The sequence below is a fragment of the Agromyces sp. Y575 genome, from assembly GCF_059445445.1.
In genome coordinates this window covers 94,358-111,062 of record NZ_JCAIUI010000005.1, presented here as the reverse complement: position 1 = coordinate 111,062, position 16,705 = coordinate 94,358, and the positions used below count along the sequence as shown (strand labels likewise).

Below are 16,705 nucleotides of genomic sequence, written 5' to 3'. Positions count from 1 at the left end.
CCGGCCTGAGGGCTGAGTCCGCCTGAGGGCTGAGTCCGCCTGAGGGCTGAGTCCGGCTGAACCCGTCGGCTCGACGCTGCGTCGCGCGTGCCCGACGCCGCGCGCGGCGGGGATCAGCTCGGGGCGGCCCAGCTCCAGATGTCGTCGCCGCGGATCGAGGCGTCGGCACCGCCGTCGATATAGATCGTCTGGCCGGTCACGTGCGTGTTCTCCTCACTCGTGAGCCACGCGAGCAATCGGGCGATCACGACAGCGTCGGAGTGCCCGTTGAGCGGCATCGGCACGGCGCCGTCGACCATCGCCCTGCCCTCCTCCGTCGCGAGGAGCGACGCCGTCATCGGTGTCACGACGGTGCCCGGAGCGACGGCGTTCACCGGGATCCCGGCTCGCGCGTAGCGCGGCGCGATCGACTCGCGGCGCACCCAACGACTGAGCGCACGCTTCGACGAGGGGTAGTTGAGGTAGCCGGCCTCGGGCCCCTGCGCGGCGAGTGCTGCGCCGATCTCGAGCGCCTTCGCCTCATCGCCCGCGAGCAACGCGTCGACGAGCTCGGGCGAGTTCGGCTGCAAGCTCGCCATCGAGCTGACCACCGCGATGCGCGGCGCGTCGGCGTTCGCGAGCGTCGGCGCGAGCGCGTCGAGGAACCCGGTGACGCCGAAGAAGTTGACGGCCACGGTCAGCGGAATCGGCGCGGAGATGCCGGCCGCTGCGATGACCGCATCGATCTGCCCGCCGGATGCCTCGACGACCGCCGCCGCGGCATCCGCCCTGCCCTCGGGCTTCGAGAGGTCGGCAGTGATGTCGGCCCCCTTCAGGTCGACGCCGATCACGCGGTGGCCGCGCTCGGTGAGGAGGGCGGCCGCGGCCGCCCCGATGCCGGATCCTGCTCCGGTGATGACGTAGGTTCTTTTGCTCATGTCTTCGACGCTACGCCTGGTCTGACACCGCCCGCTTGAAGAGCAGATCGACCTGATTCCAGGCTGTGAAGTCCGCGCTGCTTCGCGACGTCGCGACTTCGCGCGGTTCCCAGGCCTGCGGTGGGTGTCGCCGCTCGACTGACGACCGCGCCGAGACTCATGCACCTTCGGCCTCCGCAAAGGAGGACGCGTCTCGAGACCCGCTTGCTCGTTCGCGGGGGTTCGAGACGGCCGCAAGCGGCCGCCTCAACCCGCAGGGGTCGACCAGCCGGGATCGCGCTCAAGCGCCGACGTACTCCCGCAGGTGTGTGCCCGTGAGCGTCGCGGCGTCGGTGGCCGCGGCCTCGACGAGCGCCCGGGGCGTGCCCTCGAAGACGATGCGCCCACCATCGCGCCCGGCACCGGGGCCGAGGTCGATGATCCAGTCGGCGTGCGCCATGACGGCCTGGTGGTGCTCGATGACGATGACCGAATTGCCGTCGTCGACGAGGCGATCGAGCAGCGCGAGCAGGCGGTCGACGTCGGCCAGGTGCAAGCCCGTCGTCGGCTCGTCGAGCACGTAGACCGTGCCCGACTTCGCCATGCTGATCGCGAGCTTCAAACGCTGACGTTCGCCGCCCGACAGGGTGTTGAGCGCCTGCCCGAGGCCGAGATAGCCGAGCCCGACGTCGGAGAGTCGCTGCAGGATCGCCCGCGCGGACCTCTCGGTGAGGTACTCGAGCGCCGCGTCGACCGAGAGCGCGAGCACCTCGGCGATGTTCAGGCCGTTGAGGCGATACTCGAGCACCTCGGCGGTGAACCGCTTGCCGCCGCATTCTTCACACACACTCGAGACGGTCGACATCGGGCCGAGTTCGACGAACACGAGCCCGATGCCCTTGCAGTTGGGGCAAGCGCCCTCGGAGTTCGCGCTGAAGAGCGCGGGCTTGACGCCGTTCTCTTTCGCGAAGGCCTTGCGGATCGTGTCGAGCAGCCCCGTGTAGGTGGCCGGGTTCGAGCGGATCGAGCCGCGGATCGGCGACTGGTCGACGACGACGACCTGGTCGCGCCTCGGCACGTTGCCGTGGATGAGCGACGACTTGCCCGACCCTGCCACGCCCGTGACGACCGTGAGCACCCCGAGCGGCACGTCGACGTCGACCCCGGTGAGGTTGTGCTGGCGGGCGCCCCGGATCTCGAGTGCGCCGGATGCCGCCCGCACCTCGTCACGGAGCTTCGCCCGATGGTCGAGGTGCCGGCCGGTGAGCGTGTAGGAGGCGCGCAGCCCCGCGAGGTCGCCCTCGAAGCAGATCTGCCCGCCCATGGATCCGGCGCCCGGGCCGAGGTCGACGATGTGGTCGGCGATCTCGATGACCTCGGGCTTGTGTTCGACGACGAGCACGGTGTTGCCCTTGTCGCGCAGCTGCAGCAGCAGCCGGTTCATGCGCTGGATGTCGTGGGGGTGCAGCCCGACCGTGGGCTCGTCGAACACGTAGGTGACGTCGGTGAGCGCCGACCCGATGTGCCGGATCATCTTGACGCGCTGCGCCTCGCCGCCGGAGAGGGTGCCGGAAGGTCGATCGAGGCTCAGGTAGCCGAGGCCGATCTCGACGAACGAGTCGACGTTCTGCCGCAGGTTCGCGATGAGCGGCGCCACGCTCGGGTCGTCGATGTCGGCGATCCACGCGGCGAGATCCGAGATCTGCATCGACGAGGCATCCGCGATGTTGATGCCCTTGATCTTCGACGAGAGGGCCTCTTGGTTGAGGCGCGCGCCACCGCACTCGGGGCACGCCGTGTAGGTCACCGCACGATCGACGAACGCACGGATGTGCGGCTGCATCGCGTCGCGGTCCTTCGCGAGCAGGCTCTTCTGCAGCTTGAGCACGAGGCCCTCGTAGGTCATGTTGATGCCCTGCACCTTGACCTTGACGGACTCCTTGTAGAGGAAGTCGTGCAGTTCGCCCTCGGAGTAGTCGCGGATCTTCTTCTCGGGGTCGACGAAGCCCGACTCGGAGTAGATGCGCACCATCCACCCGTCGGCCGTGTAGCCCGGAATCGTGATCGCGCCCTCGGCGAGCGACTTGTCGCGGTCGAAGATCTCGTCGAGGTCGAGGTCGTTGACCTCGCCCACGCCCTCGCACCTCGGGCACATGCCGGCGGGCACGTTGAAGCTGAAGTGGAAGCTCGGACCGACGTAGGGCTGCCCGAGCCGGGAGAACAGGATGCGCAGCAGCGCGTAGGCGTCGGTCGCCGTGCCGACCGTCGACCGCGAGTTCGCGCCCATGCGCTCTTGATCGACGATGATCGCGGCAGAGACGTTGCGCAGGCTGTCGACCTCGGGCCGCGGCTGCGTGGTCATGAACCCCTGGATGAACGTGGAGTACGTCTCGTTGATGAGGCGCTGCGACTCGGCCGCGATGGTGCCGAACACGAGGCTCGACTTGCCCGATCCGGAGACGCCCGTGAACACGCTGAGCCGCCGCTTGGGAATGTCGAGCGAGATGCCCTTGAGGTTGTTCTCGTGCGCCCCGCGCACCTGGATGACGTCGTGGGCATCGGCGCTGTGCCGAGTGGCGGTGTGCCCGGTGGTGCCGTGCCCATGGGCGGTGTCCCCAGTGGCGCTCTGGTCGGTCGCGGTCATGCGGCTGCTCCCCTCGGCGCGAGCCGGCGCCCGCAACTCATGATTCTGACACGAGGCGGTGACATCCGGGCGAGCGGATGCCGCGTACAGCCGCCGCGCGTGTGACGCGCGTACGCTGTGCGCATGCCAGAGACGACCGGCCGCGCGCGCGGCTGGTTGCTGCCTGCTGCGGCCGGTGTGGCATCCGTCGCCTTCGGAGCGGGGGTCGGCGAACTCGCCGCCGCTGTGCTCGCGCCGGCCTCGAGTCCGTTCGTCGTGGTCGGGGCGCTCCTCATCGATCTCGCGCCCGGCTGGGCGAAGGATGCCGCGATCGGCCTGTTCGGCACGGGCGACAAGGCAGCGCTGCTCGTCGGCATCGGGCTCGTGCTGCTCGCCGCCGCCGGCGCTTCGGGAGTGCTCGAGGCCCGCCGGCCGCCGTGGGGCCAGGTGCTCGTCGGACTCATCGGCGTGGTCGGCGCGGCCGCAGCCTCAACCCGCGCGAACGCGCCGATGCTCGCGATCGCGCCGTCGGCCCTCGCGGCGATCGCGGCGGTGATCGCACTGCGGCTGCTCGTGCGACGACTCCCGGGAACACAGCTGGTTGAGGAGGCGCGCCAGCGCCGTCTCGATGCCTCGCCCGCCTTGCCCGAAACACCGCGGGTTGAGGAGGCGCGCCAGCGCCGTCTCGAAACCCCCGATACGAGCGAGGAGGTTTCGAGACGCTTCTTCGTCGCTCCTCAACCCTCAGAACTCGACCGCCGCCGCTTCCTCGCCTGGACCGGCGGCGCTGTGGCGCTCGGCGCGCTCGCGGCACTCGGCGGCTACGCACTGCAGGCCGGCACGCGCGCGGTGACCGCGGTGCGCGACGCGATCACCCTGCCGAAGCCCGTGACCACTGCGGCCGTGCCTGCCGGCGCCGAGCTCGGCCTCGACGGCCTGGCCCCCGTGATCACGCCGAACGCCGAGTTCTACCGCATCGACACCGCCCTCGCGGTGCCCGCCGTCGACCCGGCCGGCTGGAGCCTGCGCATCCACGGCATGGTCGAGCACGAGGTCACGATCACGTGGGACGAGCTGCTCGCGCTGCCTCTCGACGAGAGCATCACGACGCTCGCATGCGTCTCAAACGAGGTCGGCGGCGGGCTCATCGGCAACGCGGTGTGGCTCGGCTACCCGATCCGCGAGCTGCTCGCGCGCGCGGCGCCGACCGCGGATGCCGACATGGTGCTCTCGCGCAGCGTCGACGGGTTCACGGCGTCGACGCCGATCGCGGCGCTCACCGACGACCGCAACGCGATCCTCGCCGTCGGCATGAACGGCGAGCCGCTGCCCGCCGAGCACGGCTTCCCGGTGCGCATGGTCGTGCCCGGACTCTACGGCTACGTCTCGGCGACGAAATGGGTCGTCGACCTCGAGGTGACGCGGTTCGACGCGGCATCCGCCTATTGGACCGATCGCGGCTGGAGCGAGCGCGGGCCCATCAAACTGCAGTCCCGCATCGACGTGCCGCGCCCGGGGCAGTCGGTGTCGGCCGGCTCGGCCGTGCTCGCCGGAGTCGCGTGGTACCAGCACGTCGGTGTCGAGGGCGTCGAGGTGCAGATCGACGACGGCGACTGGCGCGCAGCCGATCTCGCCACCGCGATCTCGGACGACACGTGGGTGCAGTGGCGTTTTCAGTGGCCGGATGCCGCGGCGGGCTCGCACACCGTGCGCGTACGAGCCCTCGGCGCCGACGGCGAGGTGCAGACCGCGAAGCGCCAAGGGGTCGTACCCGACGGCGCGACGGGCCTCGACGAGATCACCGTCGAGGTGCGCTGAGCGTCACCGCCCGGACTCGTCGGCATCGCGGGCTCCGGACGTGACCGTTCCCACCGAACTCCGACGACGACGCACGAGCAGCAGTCCGGCGCCGAGCACCATGACGATCGCGGCGACCGCAGCCATCGACACGAGCTCGAAACCGGTTTGCGCCAAAGGCGTCAATGCATCGTCGGCGGAGGTGTTCGGTGCTGCGGGCTCCGGGTCGGCCACGGCGGCGGCGAGCACGGTGATCTCGAAGTCGGCCGACGCATCTTCGCCGACGCCGTTTCCGGCGACCACCGTGAACGCGGTCGTTCCCACTTCCGTCGGCGTACCCGAGATGACGCCCGTGCTGGCGTCGAGGCTCAGCCCTGGCGGCAGCACTTCATCGCCCGCCGCGAGCGGTGCGGTAGGCGGTGCTGCGAGAGTCGCGGCATCCGTGACCGCGACTGCGGCCGTGGCCGTGACCGTGGCCGTGGCCGCCGGCATTGCCATCGCCGAGGCCGTCGATGCCGCCGAGGCCGTCGATGCCGTCGCCACGACTCGGCTCGTCGCCGAGAACGTCGGCGCGGGGTAGCCGGTCGCCGCCACCGTGAACGAGTAGGCCGTGCCGACGGTCGCCGTCCCGGGCGCGGTCGTGGTGATCGCCGGCGCGGCCGGAGCGCCATCGACGGTGATCGTGTATTCGGCCGTCGCATCCGTTCCGACGCCGTTGCCTGCGGTCACGGTGAAGGTCGCGGCCCCTGCCGAGGTAGGGGTTCCCGAGATGACGCCCGTGGTCGCATCGAGGGTCAGCCCCTCGGGCAGTGCCCCTTCGGCGATCGAGAACGCCGGAGCCGGGTTGCCGGTGGCGACGACGGTGAACGAGTACGCCGAACCCACGGTCGCCCCAACCGGCGCGTCCGAGGTGATCAGGGGGCCGGCGTTCCAGGTGACGTCGTCGATCTGGAAGTGCGGCACCCAGATCCTCGACGTGCCGAGCGCACGGAACCCGATCTCGATTCGGCTCACCGCACTGCGCGCAGCCCAGTCGGACACGTCGAGTGAGAGTTCGTTCCAGGTGTCGGTCGACATCGGAACGGTCTCGGTGAGCTCGTCGCCATCCACGCCGGTGAGCGTGACCGTCGCCTCGTAGCTGGTGTTGCCGCCCAGTCCGCCCCACGAATCGATGTGCGCCACCAGTTCGGTCGCCCGACCGAGATCGAGCGGATGCGGCGGCTCGACGAACACCGATCGCATCGCGTCCGCGGGTACGGCGGCCGAAGTGGCATCCATCGCCCGCTTTCCCGAGAACGGCGCCTTCGGTCCGTTCGCGAAGCTGCTGGCCCACTCCACGGCACCGACGCCGGCACCGGCCCGCCAGCCCTGGAATCCGTCTTCGAAGTCGTAGATCGAGAACGTCTTGGTCAGCGGCCTCGGGTCACCCGATGGCAGGGCTGACGAAGCGATGAGCGGCAGCGGGATGCTGTTGGCGATGGCCTGCTGACCCGCGACGTTTGCGTGCGTGCCGTCGCCCGTGTCGTACGGCGGGAAGATGATGTTCGGGCTCGCCGGATCCTTCAGCACCTCATCGAAGTCGAGCACGCCGTCGCACATGCCCGAGCAGTCGCCGGAGTTCCTGACGAAGGCATTGACGGCGCTCCGCTCGACGTTCTGCTGGGTCGTATATGAAGGCCGCGGGGTGATCGGCGTGACGTACACGGTGATTCCGGCGTCCCTGAGCCGCGCGAAGATGTTCTGATAGCTCGCGAGGATCGTCGCGCTGCTGCAGTTCGCCGACAGGTCGTTCGTGCCGTAGTAGAAGATGACCGCGGTCACTCCGTGCAGTGCGAGCACGTCGCGCTCCACCCGGTTGACGCCGTCGTTGCCGCCGCCGGCGCAGCTCGGAGCACTGGTCGTGCCGGCGATGCCCGCGTTGGCGACGGCGAGCTGCGCATCGGCCGGGAGCTCGCTGTTGATGCGCCGCGCCAACTCATCCGACCAGCGACGATCCGTGCCGGTCGCGGTGCATCCGGGCCCGCAGTTCTGGCTGCCCTCGCCGTCGACGACCGAGCTGCCGTACGGCACGACCGTGCCGAGCAGATCGGCGTTGTGCACGTCGACGGCGCTCACGAGGTAGGTCCAGGCCATCTTCTCGGCGAACGGTGCGCCGGATGCATCCGTCACCTGGTTTCCCGACCCTGCGGCTGAGACGTAGTTGTCGCGGTAGGGGTAACTGTGCAGGCTCGGCACCGTGGGCGCAATGACGTACATGCTCACCGCGATGTCATCCTGCGCCGTCGTCTCGAGTTCGACGGTGTCGCTCCAGACCTCGCCGCCGACCGGAATAGTGACGCTGGGCAGGCCGGCGAACGCCAGGGTCCGATTGGTCCCGGGCACGGTCGCCGCACCCGTCGCGCTCAACGCCACCGCGGCAGCATCGATTGTGAGCGGGGCGGCACCGTACTGGTTCTGGAACCGGAATCGAAGCGCGTCACCGCCCTGGCTCAGGTGGGTGATCATGCGGAAGGTCTGGTTGGTGAACGTGATACCGGACCGCCGGTCCTGCGACTGCGCCCACGAGGTGAACCAGTCGTCGTTCGCCGCGGCGGCAACGCCGGTCGCGGCGTCGGCGGCCTGCGCAGCGTCGGCATCGGCGGCCGCAGGCGCGCCGGCCTCCACCGCAGCAGTAGGTTCGTCTGCCTCGGCGGCACCAGTCGCGTCGGCGGGTGCATCGGCCTCCGCAGCGGATGGCGCGTCGCGCTCGACGGCAGACGCCGGTACGACGCTCCCGAGCGCCAGGAGCCCGCCGACGAGTGCCAGCGTGAGGGCGAACGAAGCGATCGGGCGGGCGGGCGAGCCCAGAGTTTCGCGCATTACAGTCCTATCGTCATTGACGGAGTGCAGAGTTGAATCGTTTCAAAGTAGGTTGAGACGATCCTATTGGCATTCCAGCGCGCTGCGCAAGCGTCCGCGGGCTATGCAGGGAGCGGCGGGGTACGCGGCGGCGGCGTGCGGCGGTCACCCGTCGCCTCGAACGCCGCGGCCAGCTCGAGCAGGGCCGAGTCGTCGTAGGCACGTCCGGCGAAGGTCAGGCCTACCGGCATCCGGATGTCCGCCATCGTGCCCATCGGCACCGTGACCGTCGGAATGCCGAGGTGGCGCGGCACGAGGTTGCCGTTCGCGACCCACACCCCGTTGCGCCAGCCGGCGTCGGCGGATGCCTCGTTCACGTCCATGTCGGCGGGGCCGACGTCGGCGACGGCGGGGAACACGACGGCGTCGAGTCCGAGGCCGTCCATCCACTCTTCGAGGTCGACGCGGCGGGTCTGCTCGAGCCCGTGCAGGCCGCGCTCGAGCTCGGACAGGTCGGCGAGCGTCGCGCCCGGATGTGCACGCGCCCATGCCGGGTACTCGGCGATGTCGTCGTCGAAGCCCGCGTAGCGGTCGGGCAGCGCGCCCTCTGGATGCGGGAAGATGCGCGAGCCGTCGACGTCGACGAGCGAGTGCAGGGCGGGGTCGCCGTTCGCCTCGAGGAAGTCGTTCCACGCCCATGCCGACAGGTCGACGATCTCGCGCCGCAGGTAGTCGGGGCTCACGAGCCCCCGCGTCGCAATCGTCGGCGCACCGGGGCGGTCGCCCTCGTAGTTCGACACGACCGGGAAATCCACGAACACGACCTCGGCACCCGCGGCCTCGAGGTCACGTCGAGCCGCCCGCCAGAGCTCCATGATGGATGCCCGGGTCTCGATGCGCTGCCCCGTCGACCCGCCGATGCCGGGCGTGCGGCCGGGTTCGGCGGTGCCCGCGTCGGGATCGGCGTTCACGTACATGCGCGGCACCCCGAACCGCTTGCCCGCGAGCATCCGACTGGCCCGACTCTGTGCAGAGTCGGGCGACTCGGTGCCGGAACCGGGCGGCAGCAGCGAGCGGTAGGAAGCAGGGCGAACGGCGGATGCCGCGGGGAGCTCGACCCACGGCTGCATCCGCCAGAAGTCGCCGCGCGTCTCGATGTCGTCGGCGACGATGACGTCGAGCACCTCGAGCAGGTCGGCCATGATGCGGGTGTGCGGCACGACGACGTCCATGGTGGGCACGAGAGGCCAGTTGCCCCGCACCGAGATGACGCCGCGCGAGGGCGTGTAGGCGCAGAGCGCGTTGTTCGAGGCGGGCGCCCGGCCCGACGACCAGGTCTCCTCGCCGAGGCCGAATGCGGCGAACGAGGCCGCGGTCGCGGTGCCCGAGCCGTTCGATGAGCCCGAACCGAACGCTGCCGTGAGGTACTCGGCGTTGTACGGGCTCTCGGCCCGGCCGTAGAGTCCGCGCTGCATGCCGCCGTTCGCCATGGGCGGCATGTTCGTGAGGCCGATGAGCACGGCGCCGGCAGCGCGCAGCCGTTCGATCGTGAAGGCGTCGCGCTGGGCGACGAGGTGCTCGAATGCGGGTGACCCGGCCGCCGCGGTGAGGCCTCGAGCGAGGTAACTGTCTTTGGCGGTGTACGGGATTCCGTCGAGCCGCCCGAGGGTTTCGCCGCGTGCGCGCCGATCGTCGGAGGCCCGCGCCTCTGCGAGCGCGTCGGGGTTCATCACGACGAGTGCGTTCAGCGCCGTCGCGGTCCCTGAGCTTGTCGAAGGGCCTGGCCGGTCGTACGCCTCGATGCGCGCGAGGAAGGCCTCGACGAGGCCGACGGATGTCGCGGCGCCGGTCTCGAGCGCCTCCCTCAACTGTGCGATCGATGCCTCGACGACGTCGAACCCGTTCGCCGGTCGAGTAGGCAGCGACGGACGGGGGTCGCCGCTCATCGCGGCACCGCCGGTTGCTGCTGCGTGATGCAGTGGATGCCGCCGCCGCGGGCGAAGATCGGCCGCGAGTCGACCGTCACGACCCGGCGCCCGGGATACACGGACTCGAGAATTTCGCGCGCCGCGGCATCCGCTCGCTCTTCACCGAAACCGCACGCGACGACGCCGTCGTTCACGACGAGGTGGTTCACGTAGCTCCAGTCGACGAAGCCCTCTTCATCGCGGAGCGTCTCGGGAGCGGGCAGGTCGACGATGTTCCAGCTGCGGCCCGCGGCGTCCATCGTGTCGGAGAGCCGTGCGCGAAGCATCCGTGTGACCTGGTGGTCGGGGTGCTCCGGGTTGCGCTGCTCGTGCAACAGGAGCGTGCCCGGCGACGGGATGGTCGCGACGATGTCGACGTGCCCGTTGGTGCCGAAGTCGTCGTAGTCGCGAGTGAGTCCGCGCGGCAGCCACACCGTGCACTTCGCGCCGATCGTGCGTGCGAGCTCGGCCTCGACGCGGGCCTTGTCGGCGTAGGGGTTGCGACGCGGGTCGAGCTGCACGGTCTCGGTGACGAGCACCGTGCCCTCGCCGTCGACGTGGATGCCGCCGCCCTCGTTCACGAGCACTGAACTCACGAGCGCTGCGCCGACCTGGCCGGCGACGAAGCGGGCGATCTCGGCCGACTTCTCCCATTCGGCCCACTCGGGCGCGCCCCAGCCGTTGAAGATCCAGTCGACGGCGCCGAGCACACCGGGCAGATCGTCATCGACGACGAAGGTGGGGCCGAAGTCGCGCATCCAGAACTCGTCGAGCGGCGCCTCGAGCAACTCGATCTCCGAGCTCAGCATGCGGCGCGCTCGCGCGAGCTCGCTCGGGTCGACGACCATCGTCACGGGCTCGAACTCGGCGACGGCGTGCGCGACGGCGGTCCAGGTCGCGTACCCCTCCTCGCGCACGGCGGCCCCGTCGCCGAGGGTCAGCCCCTCGCGGGGGAACGCCATCCAGGTGCGCTCGTGCAGGGCGGTCTCGGCGGGCATGCGCCAGCTCATGCGGTACCTCCGTCGTCAGGGCAGCGGATGCCGCGGCATCCGTTGTTCCATCATGCGCGATCGCCCGTGGTTCGTCTGCGATTCATCCGACCGACTTCGCGGAGGACGCGTCGGCGCGCGCGCCGGATGTCGGCGGCCATGGTTACGGTGGGACTCTGGCGGCGGAAGGGGCCCGGATGTATCTGGTCGACGGTTCGGTCGTCACGAGCGCGAGTGATCTCAAGAAGGCGTCCGAGTGCGAGTTCGCGTTCCTGCGCGCACTCGACGCGAAGCTCGGCCGCATCGAGAAGGTGCCCGACCCCGAAGACGCGATGCTCGAACGCTCCGGCCGCCTCGGCGACCAGCACGAACACCGCGTGCTCGAGGCCTACCGTGCCGAGCTCGGCGACGGCGTCGTCGAGATCGAGCGGCCAGACGTGCGCGACCCGGCCGCGGTCGCCGCCGCGGTCGACGCCACGCAGGCCGCGTTCGCCGCTCGGGCGCCCATCGTCTTCCAGGCGACCTTCGCCGACGAGGGGTTCATCGGGTTCGCGGACTTCATCGTTCGTCAGCCCGACGGCCGCTACCTCGTGCAAGATTCCAAGCTCGCGCGCCGGGCCCGCGTCACGGCGCTGCTGCAGCTCGCCGCCTATGCCGAGCAACTCGAGCGCACGGGCGTTCCCTGCGCCGACACCGTCGAACTGCTCCTCGGCGACGGATCGACGAGCGTGCACCGCCTCACCGACATCGCCCCGGTCTACCGGCTGCGCCGCGAGCGACTCGAGCAGATCGTCGCCGAGCGGCTCGCCGAGACCGGCCCGGTCGCATGGGGCGATCCGCGCTACGCGCTCGACGGGCGCTGCCCGACGTGCGACCTCGAGGTGCAGGCGCACCGCGACGTGCTGCTCGTCGCGGGGCTCCGGGTCACCCAGCGTGCCGCCCTGTTCGACGCGGGCATCACGACGATCGATGCGCTCGCGGCATCCTTCGGCCCTGTGCCGGGGGTGCTCGACGCGACGATCGAGAACCTGCGGGTTCAGGCGCGGCTGCAACTCGAGGCCGAGGCGGCCGAAGCGGCGGCAGATGCTTCAGGGCTCCGCTCCCCCGACGACCCGCCGCTGCCCCCGCCTGTCGTCGTGCGCGACGCCGCCTCGCTCGCCGCGATCCCCGAGCCCGACGCCGGCGACCTCTTCTTCGACTTCGAGGGCGACCCGCTCTACACCGAGGGCGCGGCCGCCGACTGGGGCCTCGACTACCTCTTCGGCATGGTCGACACGGCCGAGCAGTTCACGCCGCTCTGGGCGCACTCGTTCGCCGAAGAGCGGGTCGCACTCGTGCAGTTCCTCGAGCTCGTGAAGCTGCGCCGTGCGGCGCACCCGAACATGCACATCTACCACTACGCGAGCTACGAGCGCACGCACCTGCTCACGATGGCCGCACGCCATGGCGTCGGCGAGGCCGCGGTCGACCAGCTGCTCGCCGACGGCGTGTTCGTCGATCTCTACCCGATCGTGAAACGCGCGGTGCGGGTCGGTAGCCGCTCGTACTCGATCAAGAAGCTCGAGCCGCTCTACATGGGCACCGAGCTGCGCGAGGCCGACGTGAAGTCGGGCGGTGACTCGATCCTCGAGTACGTGCGGGCTCGCGAACTGGCCGCCACCGGCGAGATCGATCCCGTCACCGGGCTCGCCGGTGCGGCTGCCGCGCAGCACGTGCTCGACGATCTCGCCGACTACAACCGCTACGACTGCGTGTCGACCCTGCGGCTTCGCGACTGGTTGCTCGGGCTCGCGCGCGCCGCCGGTGTCGAACCGGTGCCCGAGTCGCTCATCGTCGAATCGGCGAAGGCCGCGGGCAAGGTCTACGAGCCTTCTCCGCTCGCCGTGCACCTGCAGGCCGTCGCCGGCCCGCCTGACGACCCCGACCGAGACGCCGACCACACCGCGCTCGCGCTCGCGGCGGCCGCGATCGACTATCACGACCGCGAGGCGAAGAGCTTCTGGTGGTCGCACTACTTCCGCGTCGAGCAGCCGCTCGAGGCCTGGGAAGACCACCGCGACGTGCTCGTCGTCGACCCCGCGGCATCCGCCGTGGTGCAACGCTGGTACCGCGAAGACCACCACCGCGTCGATCGGCGGCACGTACTCCTGCGCGGCCGTATCGCGCCGGGCTCCCGGTTCAGCGTCGGCGGCGAGCCGATCGCGCTCTACGAACCGCCGGCGCCGTTTCCGAGCCAGTCCCTGCGACCCGGCTCTCGTGCATGGCATTCGGTGCGGGTGCTCGACGTGCTCGACGACGGAGTGCTCATCGAAGAGACCGCCGTCGCCGGCGTCGCCTGGCACGAGCTGCCCTTCGCCCTCGCGCCCGGCACGCCCCCGCAGGCCGGGCGACAGCAGGGCGCGATCCTCGAGTGGGCGCAGCAGGTCGACCGCGCGTTCCCCCTCTGGCCGGCGAACCCCGCCGTCGACGTGCTGCGGCGCATCCCGCCGCGCACCCGCAGCGGCCGCGGACTCGTTCCGCTCGCGCCCGACCGCGACTACGTCGCCGCCGTCACCGCGTCGCTCCGCGACCTCGACGACTCGTACCTCGCGGTGCAGGGCCCGCCCGGCACCGGCAAGACCTATCTCGCGTCGCACGTGATCGCCGAGCTCGTGAGCCGGCACGCGTGGAAGATCGGCGTCGTCGCCCAGTCGCACGCGGTCGTCGAGAACGTGCTCGACGCCGTCGTCGCGGCGCGCCTCGATCCCGAGCTCGTCGCGAAGGCGCCGAAAGACCCGAAAGAGTCCGGCGCGCACGAGTACACCTTCATCGCGAAGAACGGCGTGGCCGAGTACACGGCGGCTCACGAGGCATCCGGCTACGTCATCGGCGGCACCGCGTGGGACTTCTCGAACGACAACCGCGTGCCGCGCGGCTCGCTCGACCTGCTCGTCATCGACGAGGCCGGCCAGTTCTCGCTCGCCTCGACCATCGCCTCAGCGGTCGGGGCGCGCAACCTGCTGCTGCTCGGCGACCCGCAACAGTTGCCGCAAGTGAGCCAGGGCAACCACCCCGAGCCGATCGACACCTCGGCGCTCGGCTGGATCACCGACGGCCACGACGTGCTGCCCTCCGAGTTCGGCTACTTCCTCGCCGAGAGTCGGCGCATGCACCCCGCCGTCGCCGACCCCGTCTCGCACCTCTCGTACGAGGGCGAGCTGCACTCGCACCCCGTCGCCTCGCAGCGCATGCTCGACTCGGTCGCGCCCGGCCTCACCGCGCTGCCGATCGAGCACGCCGGCAACACGACCTCCTCGCCCGAAGAGGCGCTCGCGGTCGTCGAGTTGGCGAAGTCGCTGCTCGGGCGGGAGTGGGTCGAGTCGGTCGCGGCAGTCGAGTCGGCCGGCTCCGCCGAGTCGATCGAGTCGGCCGGCTCCGCCGAGTCGATCGAGTCGGGCGGCTCCGCCGGGTCGATCGCGTCAGTCGGGTCGGCCGAGTCGATCGCGCTGACCGATGCCGCGGCATCCGCTCGTTCGCGCCCGCTCACCCAGCGCGACATCATCGTCGTGACCCCGTACAACGCGCAGCTCACCGTCGTGCGCGCGGCGCTCGACGCCGCTGGGCTCACCGAAGTGCCGGTGGGCACCGTCGACAAGTTCCAAGGCCAAGAGGCCGTCGTCGCGATCGTGTCGCTCGCCGCGTCATCGGCAGCGGCAGCGCCCCGCGGCGTCGAGTTCCTGCTGCTGAAGAACCGCCTGAACGTGGCGATCTCACGCGCGAAGTGGGCGGCCTACCTGCTCTACTCGCCGGGTCTGCTCGACGCGCTGCCGTACACACCCGAGGGTGTGGCACAGCTCAGCGCGTTCGTCCGCCTCGTCGGCGTGCGCTGACGCGGGTCACGAGAACAGGCGCCCGCCCGCTCGAGTGACCGCGTGCACCTGTTCTCGGCACACCCGCGGCGCGTCATCCTGTTCTCGGAACGGCCGCGCCAAGCGGCGGCGGCTCAGCCGCCGGTGAGCTTGGCGACGATGCCGTCGACGCGCCGTTGCCGGGTCTCGGCGGCCTTCGCACCCTCGACAGCGGTGACGTGCGCCTTCCTTGCGCTCGGCGAGAGCGCATCGAACGCGGCTCGAGCGCCCGGCGCCGCGTCGAGCGCGGTCGCGAGATCGGCCGGCACCTCGACGGTGCGCGGCGCAGTGTCGACCTCGAGGTCGACGACGATCGCATCGCCGCCGCCGATGCCCGTTGCCGCCCGCTTGTCGGAGCTGAACGAGACCATGAACCTGTCGCCCATGACCGCGACTGTGCTCCGGTACTCGTACCCGTTCACCGTGACGATAACGGGCGGCTTCTTGCCGGCGCCGAGTTCCTCGATCACCTCGGGCGGCACCTCGATGCCGGTGTTGTTGCCGACCTGGGACATCACCGTATCGAATCGCATGAGGTCGAGTCTGCCACCGGCCCCCGATGCTGGGAATACTGCACAGGGTACCCACGTAGGTTATTGATATGACTTCCCCTGCTACCGATCTGAACCCTGCCCGCGTCACGATGTACGGCGCGGAGTGGTGCATCGACTGCCGCCGCTCGAAGGCCCTCCTCGACGGCCGCGGCGTCGACTACGACTACGTCGACCTCGAGACCGTGCTCGACGGTGCCGACCGCGCGAAGGCGATCAGCGGCCGCACGCAGATCCCCGTGGTGGTCTTCCCCGACGGCACGCACTTCACCGAGCCGACCGACGCCGAGCTCGCAGCGAAGCTCGACGAGGCCGTCGCCGCGTAACACCGTGTGCACCGCATGAACACCGCATGAGCACGGCGTGAGCGAACGGGCGTTCGGCGTTCGGATGGCGTAACAAACGGGCGGACAGGTCGCGGCCGGGCGTAGAACTGAGGCATGCCCCAGACCACCGGTGCGATCGCGAGCTGTCGACGAGGCTCATCAGGCTCGACGACGAGGGGCGACCGTTGACGCTCACCCGGTTGCTGCCGACGCTTCGGCGTTCCATCCCCGACCCCATCGACCCCGACCGGTGGCCGGCGGCGACCAGCGCGACGACCACCGATGTGGAGGTCGGCGGAGTGTCGCTGCTCCGGCTCGCCGAGCTGTGCGGAACACCCGCCGTTCACCTCGGACGCGCGGTCGTACCGGGCACCGATGGGCGACCGGCCGCTGTCGGCAGCACGGGCGTCGCGGTGGTGCGCGTGCTCGAGACATCCGCCGGCCTGAACGCTCGCACGGTCACGGTCACGGTCGACGCCGACCTTTCGGCACTCGACCCGGCGTGGTCCGAGGTCCGGCTCCTCGGGCGAGCTTCGGTGGCCCGCGTCACGCCGACCACGATGAGGGCCGCCGCGAACGGATGCCCCGTGTCGGTGCCGACCGATCTGCCAGCCGATCTCGTAGCCGGCGATCTGCTCGCGCTCCCCTACGCCGCGGCCGCCGACGAGGCCGGCGTCGCCCGACCGGCGAGCGGCTGGCGCACGACCGCTGATCGGCAGGAGCCGCAGCGGCCCGCCCCATCCACTGCCACCGGCTGACGCCGCTCATGCGATTGTTCGACGGTCGACCTGCTCCGCTGCTCGCTGTTCAGCTGTTCACCTGTTCACCTGT

The 16,705-nt window shown here is 70.5% G+C and carries 10 protein-coding genes; 4 read left to right on the top strand and 6 right to left on the bottom strand.

Annotation, left to right across the window (positions count from 1 at the left end):
- Positions 1-113: 113 nt before the first annotated feature.
- Together AC1C2U_RS18360 and AC1C2U_RS18355 are read right to left on the bottom strand one after the other, a co-directional pair.
- Positions 114-917, bottom strand: coding sequence for an SDR family oxidoreductase (locus AC1C2U_RS18360; RefSeq protein ID WP_495363211.1), 804 nt, complete (start codon positions 915-917; stop codon positions 114-116).
- A gap of 280 nt (positions 918-1,197) precedes the next feature.
- Positions 1,198-3,540, bottom strand: coding sequence for an ATP-binding cassette domain-containing protein (locus AC1C2U_RS18355; protein WP_495363210.1), 2,343 nt, complete (start codon positions 3,538-3,540; stop codon positions 1,198-1,200).
- A gap of 123 nt (positions 3,541-3,663) precedes the next feature.
- Between AC1C2U_RS18355 and AC1C2U_RS18350 the strand changes: the two genes are divergently transcribed.
- The gene (locus AC1C2U_RS18350) at positions 3,664-5,337 is read left to right on the top strand and encodes a molybdopterin-dependent oxidoreductase (RefSeq protein ID WP_495363209.1); all 1,674 of its coding nucleotides are present in this window, start codon (positions 3,664-3,666) and stop codon (positions 5,335-5,337) included.
- A 3-nt stretch (positions 5,338-5,340) separates the two neighbouring features.
- Here the strand turns inward: AC1C2U_RS18350 and AC1C2U_RS18345 are convergent, their stop codons facing one another.
- The 3 genes from AC1C2U_RS18345 to AC1C2U_RS18335 form a co-directional block, all read right to left on the bottom strand.
- Positions 5,341-8,175, bottom strand: coding sequence for a putative Ig domain-containing protein (locus AC1C2U_RS18345; protein ID WP_495363208.1), 2,835 nt, complete (start codon positions 8,173-8,175; stop codon positions 5,341-5,343).
- Positions 8,176-8,276: 101 nt separating this feature from the next.
- Complete coding sequence (locus tag AC1C2U_RS18340) at positions 8,277-10,100, bottom strand: amidase (RefSeq protein WP_495363206.1); 1,824 nt, start codon at positions 10,098-10,100, stop codon at positions 8,277-8,279.
- Complete coding sequence (locus AC1C2U_RS18335; RefSeq protein ID WP_495363205.1) at positions 10,097-11,131, bottom strand: agmatine deiminase family protein; 1,035 nt, start codon at positions 11,129-11,131, stop codon at positions 10,097-10,099. The genes AC1C2U_RS18340 and AC1C2U_RS18335 overlap by 4 nt, the downstream gene beginning before the upstream one ends.
- A 176-nt stretch (positions 11,132-11,307) precedes the next feature.
- Here AC1C2U_RS18335 and AC1C2U_RS18330 point away from each other — a divergent pair, with 176 nt between their 5' ends.
- Positions 11,308-14,979 (top strand): TM0106 family RecB-like putative nuclease, encoded by a 3,672-nt coding sequence (locus AC1C2U_RS18330; RefSeq protein ID WP_495363203.1) that lies wholly within the window; start codon positions 11,308-11,310, stop codon positions 14,977-14,979.
- A 113-nt stretch (positions 14,980-15,092) separates the two neighbouring features.
- On the opposite strand, the gene AC1C2U_RS18325 is transcribed toward AC1C2U_RS18330, so the two are convergent.
- Positions 15,093-15,530: a YdeI/OmpD-associated family protein gene (locus AC1C2U_RS18325; protein ID WP_495363202.1), complete on the bottom strand. Its 438-nt coding sequence runs from the start codon at positions 15,528-15,530 to the stop codon at positions 15,093-15,095.
- 68 nt (positions 15,531-15,598) lie between these two features.
- On the opposite strand from AC1C2U_RS18325, the gene AC1C2U_RS18320 reads away from it, so the two are divergent.
- Together AC1C2U_RS18320 and AC1C2U_RS18315 are read left to right on the top strand one after the other, a co-directional pair.
- Positions 15,599-15,874, top strand: coding sequence for a glutaredoxin family protein (locus AC1C2U_RS18320; RefSeq protein WP_495363201.1), 276 nt, complete (start codon positions 15,599-15,601; stop codon positions 15,872-15,874).
- A 185-nt stretch (positions 15,875-16,059) separates the two neighbouring features.
- On the top strand, positions 16,060-16,632 hold the full coding sequence (locus AC1C2U_RS18315; RefSeq protein ID WP_495363200.1) for a hypothetical protein: 573 nt from the start codon (positions 16,060-16,062) through the stop codon (positions 16,630-16,632).
- Positions 16,633-16,705: the final 73 nt, after the last annotated feature.

Bases quoted from the DNA above. Each gene is read 5' to 3' on its own strand.
- AC1C2U_RS18360 (WP_495363211.1), bottom strand. From the start codon at position 917: ATGAGCAAAAGAACCTACGTCATCACCGGAGCAGGATCCGGCATCGGG.
- AC1C2U_RS18355 (WP_495363210.1), bottom strand. From the start codon at position 3,540: ATGACCGCGACCGACCAGAGCGCCACTGGGGACACCGCCCATGGGCAC.
- AC1C2U_RS18350 (WP_495363209.1), top strand. From the start codon at position 3,664: ATGCCAGAGACGACCGGCCGCGCGCGCGGCTGGTTGCTGCCTGCTGCG.
- AC1C2U_RS18345 (WP_495363208.1), bottom strand. From the start codon at position 8,175: ATGCGCGAAACTCTGGGCTCGCCCGCCCGCCCGATCGCTTCGTTCGCC.
- AC1C2U_RS18340 (WP_495363206.1), bottom strand. From the start codon at position 10,100: ATGAGCGGCGACCCCCGTCCGTCGCTGCCTACTCGACCGGCGAACGGG.
- AC1C2U_RS18335 (WP_495363205.1), bottom strand. From the start codon at position 11,131: ATGAGCTGGCGCATGCCCGCCGAGACCGCCCTGCACGAGCGCACCTGG.
- AC1C2U_RS18330 (WP_495363203.1), top strand. From the start codon at position 11,308: ATGTATCTGGTCGACGGTTCGGTCGTCACGAGCGCGAGTGATCTCAAG.
- AC1C2U_RS18325 (WP_495363202.1), bottom strand. From the start codon at position 15,530: ATGCGATTCGATACGGTGATGTCCCAGGTCGGCAACAACACCGGCATC.
- AC1C2U_RS18320 (WP_495363201.1), top strand. From the start codon at position 15,599: ATGACTTCCCCTGCTACCGATCTGAACCCTGCCCGCGTCACGATGTAC.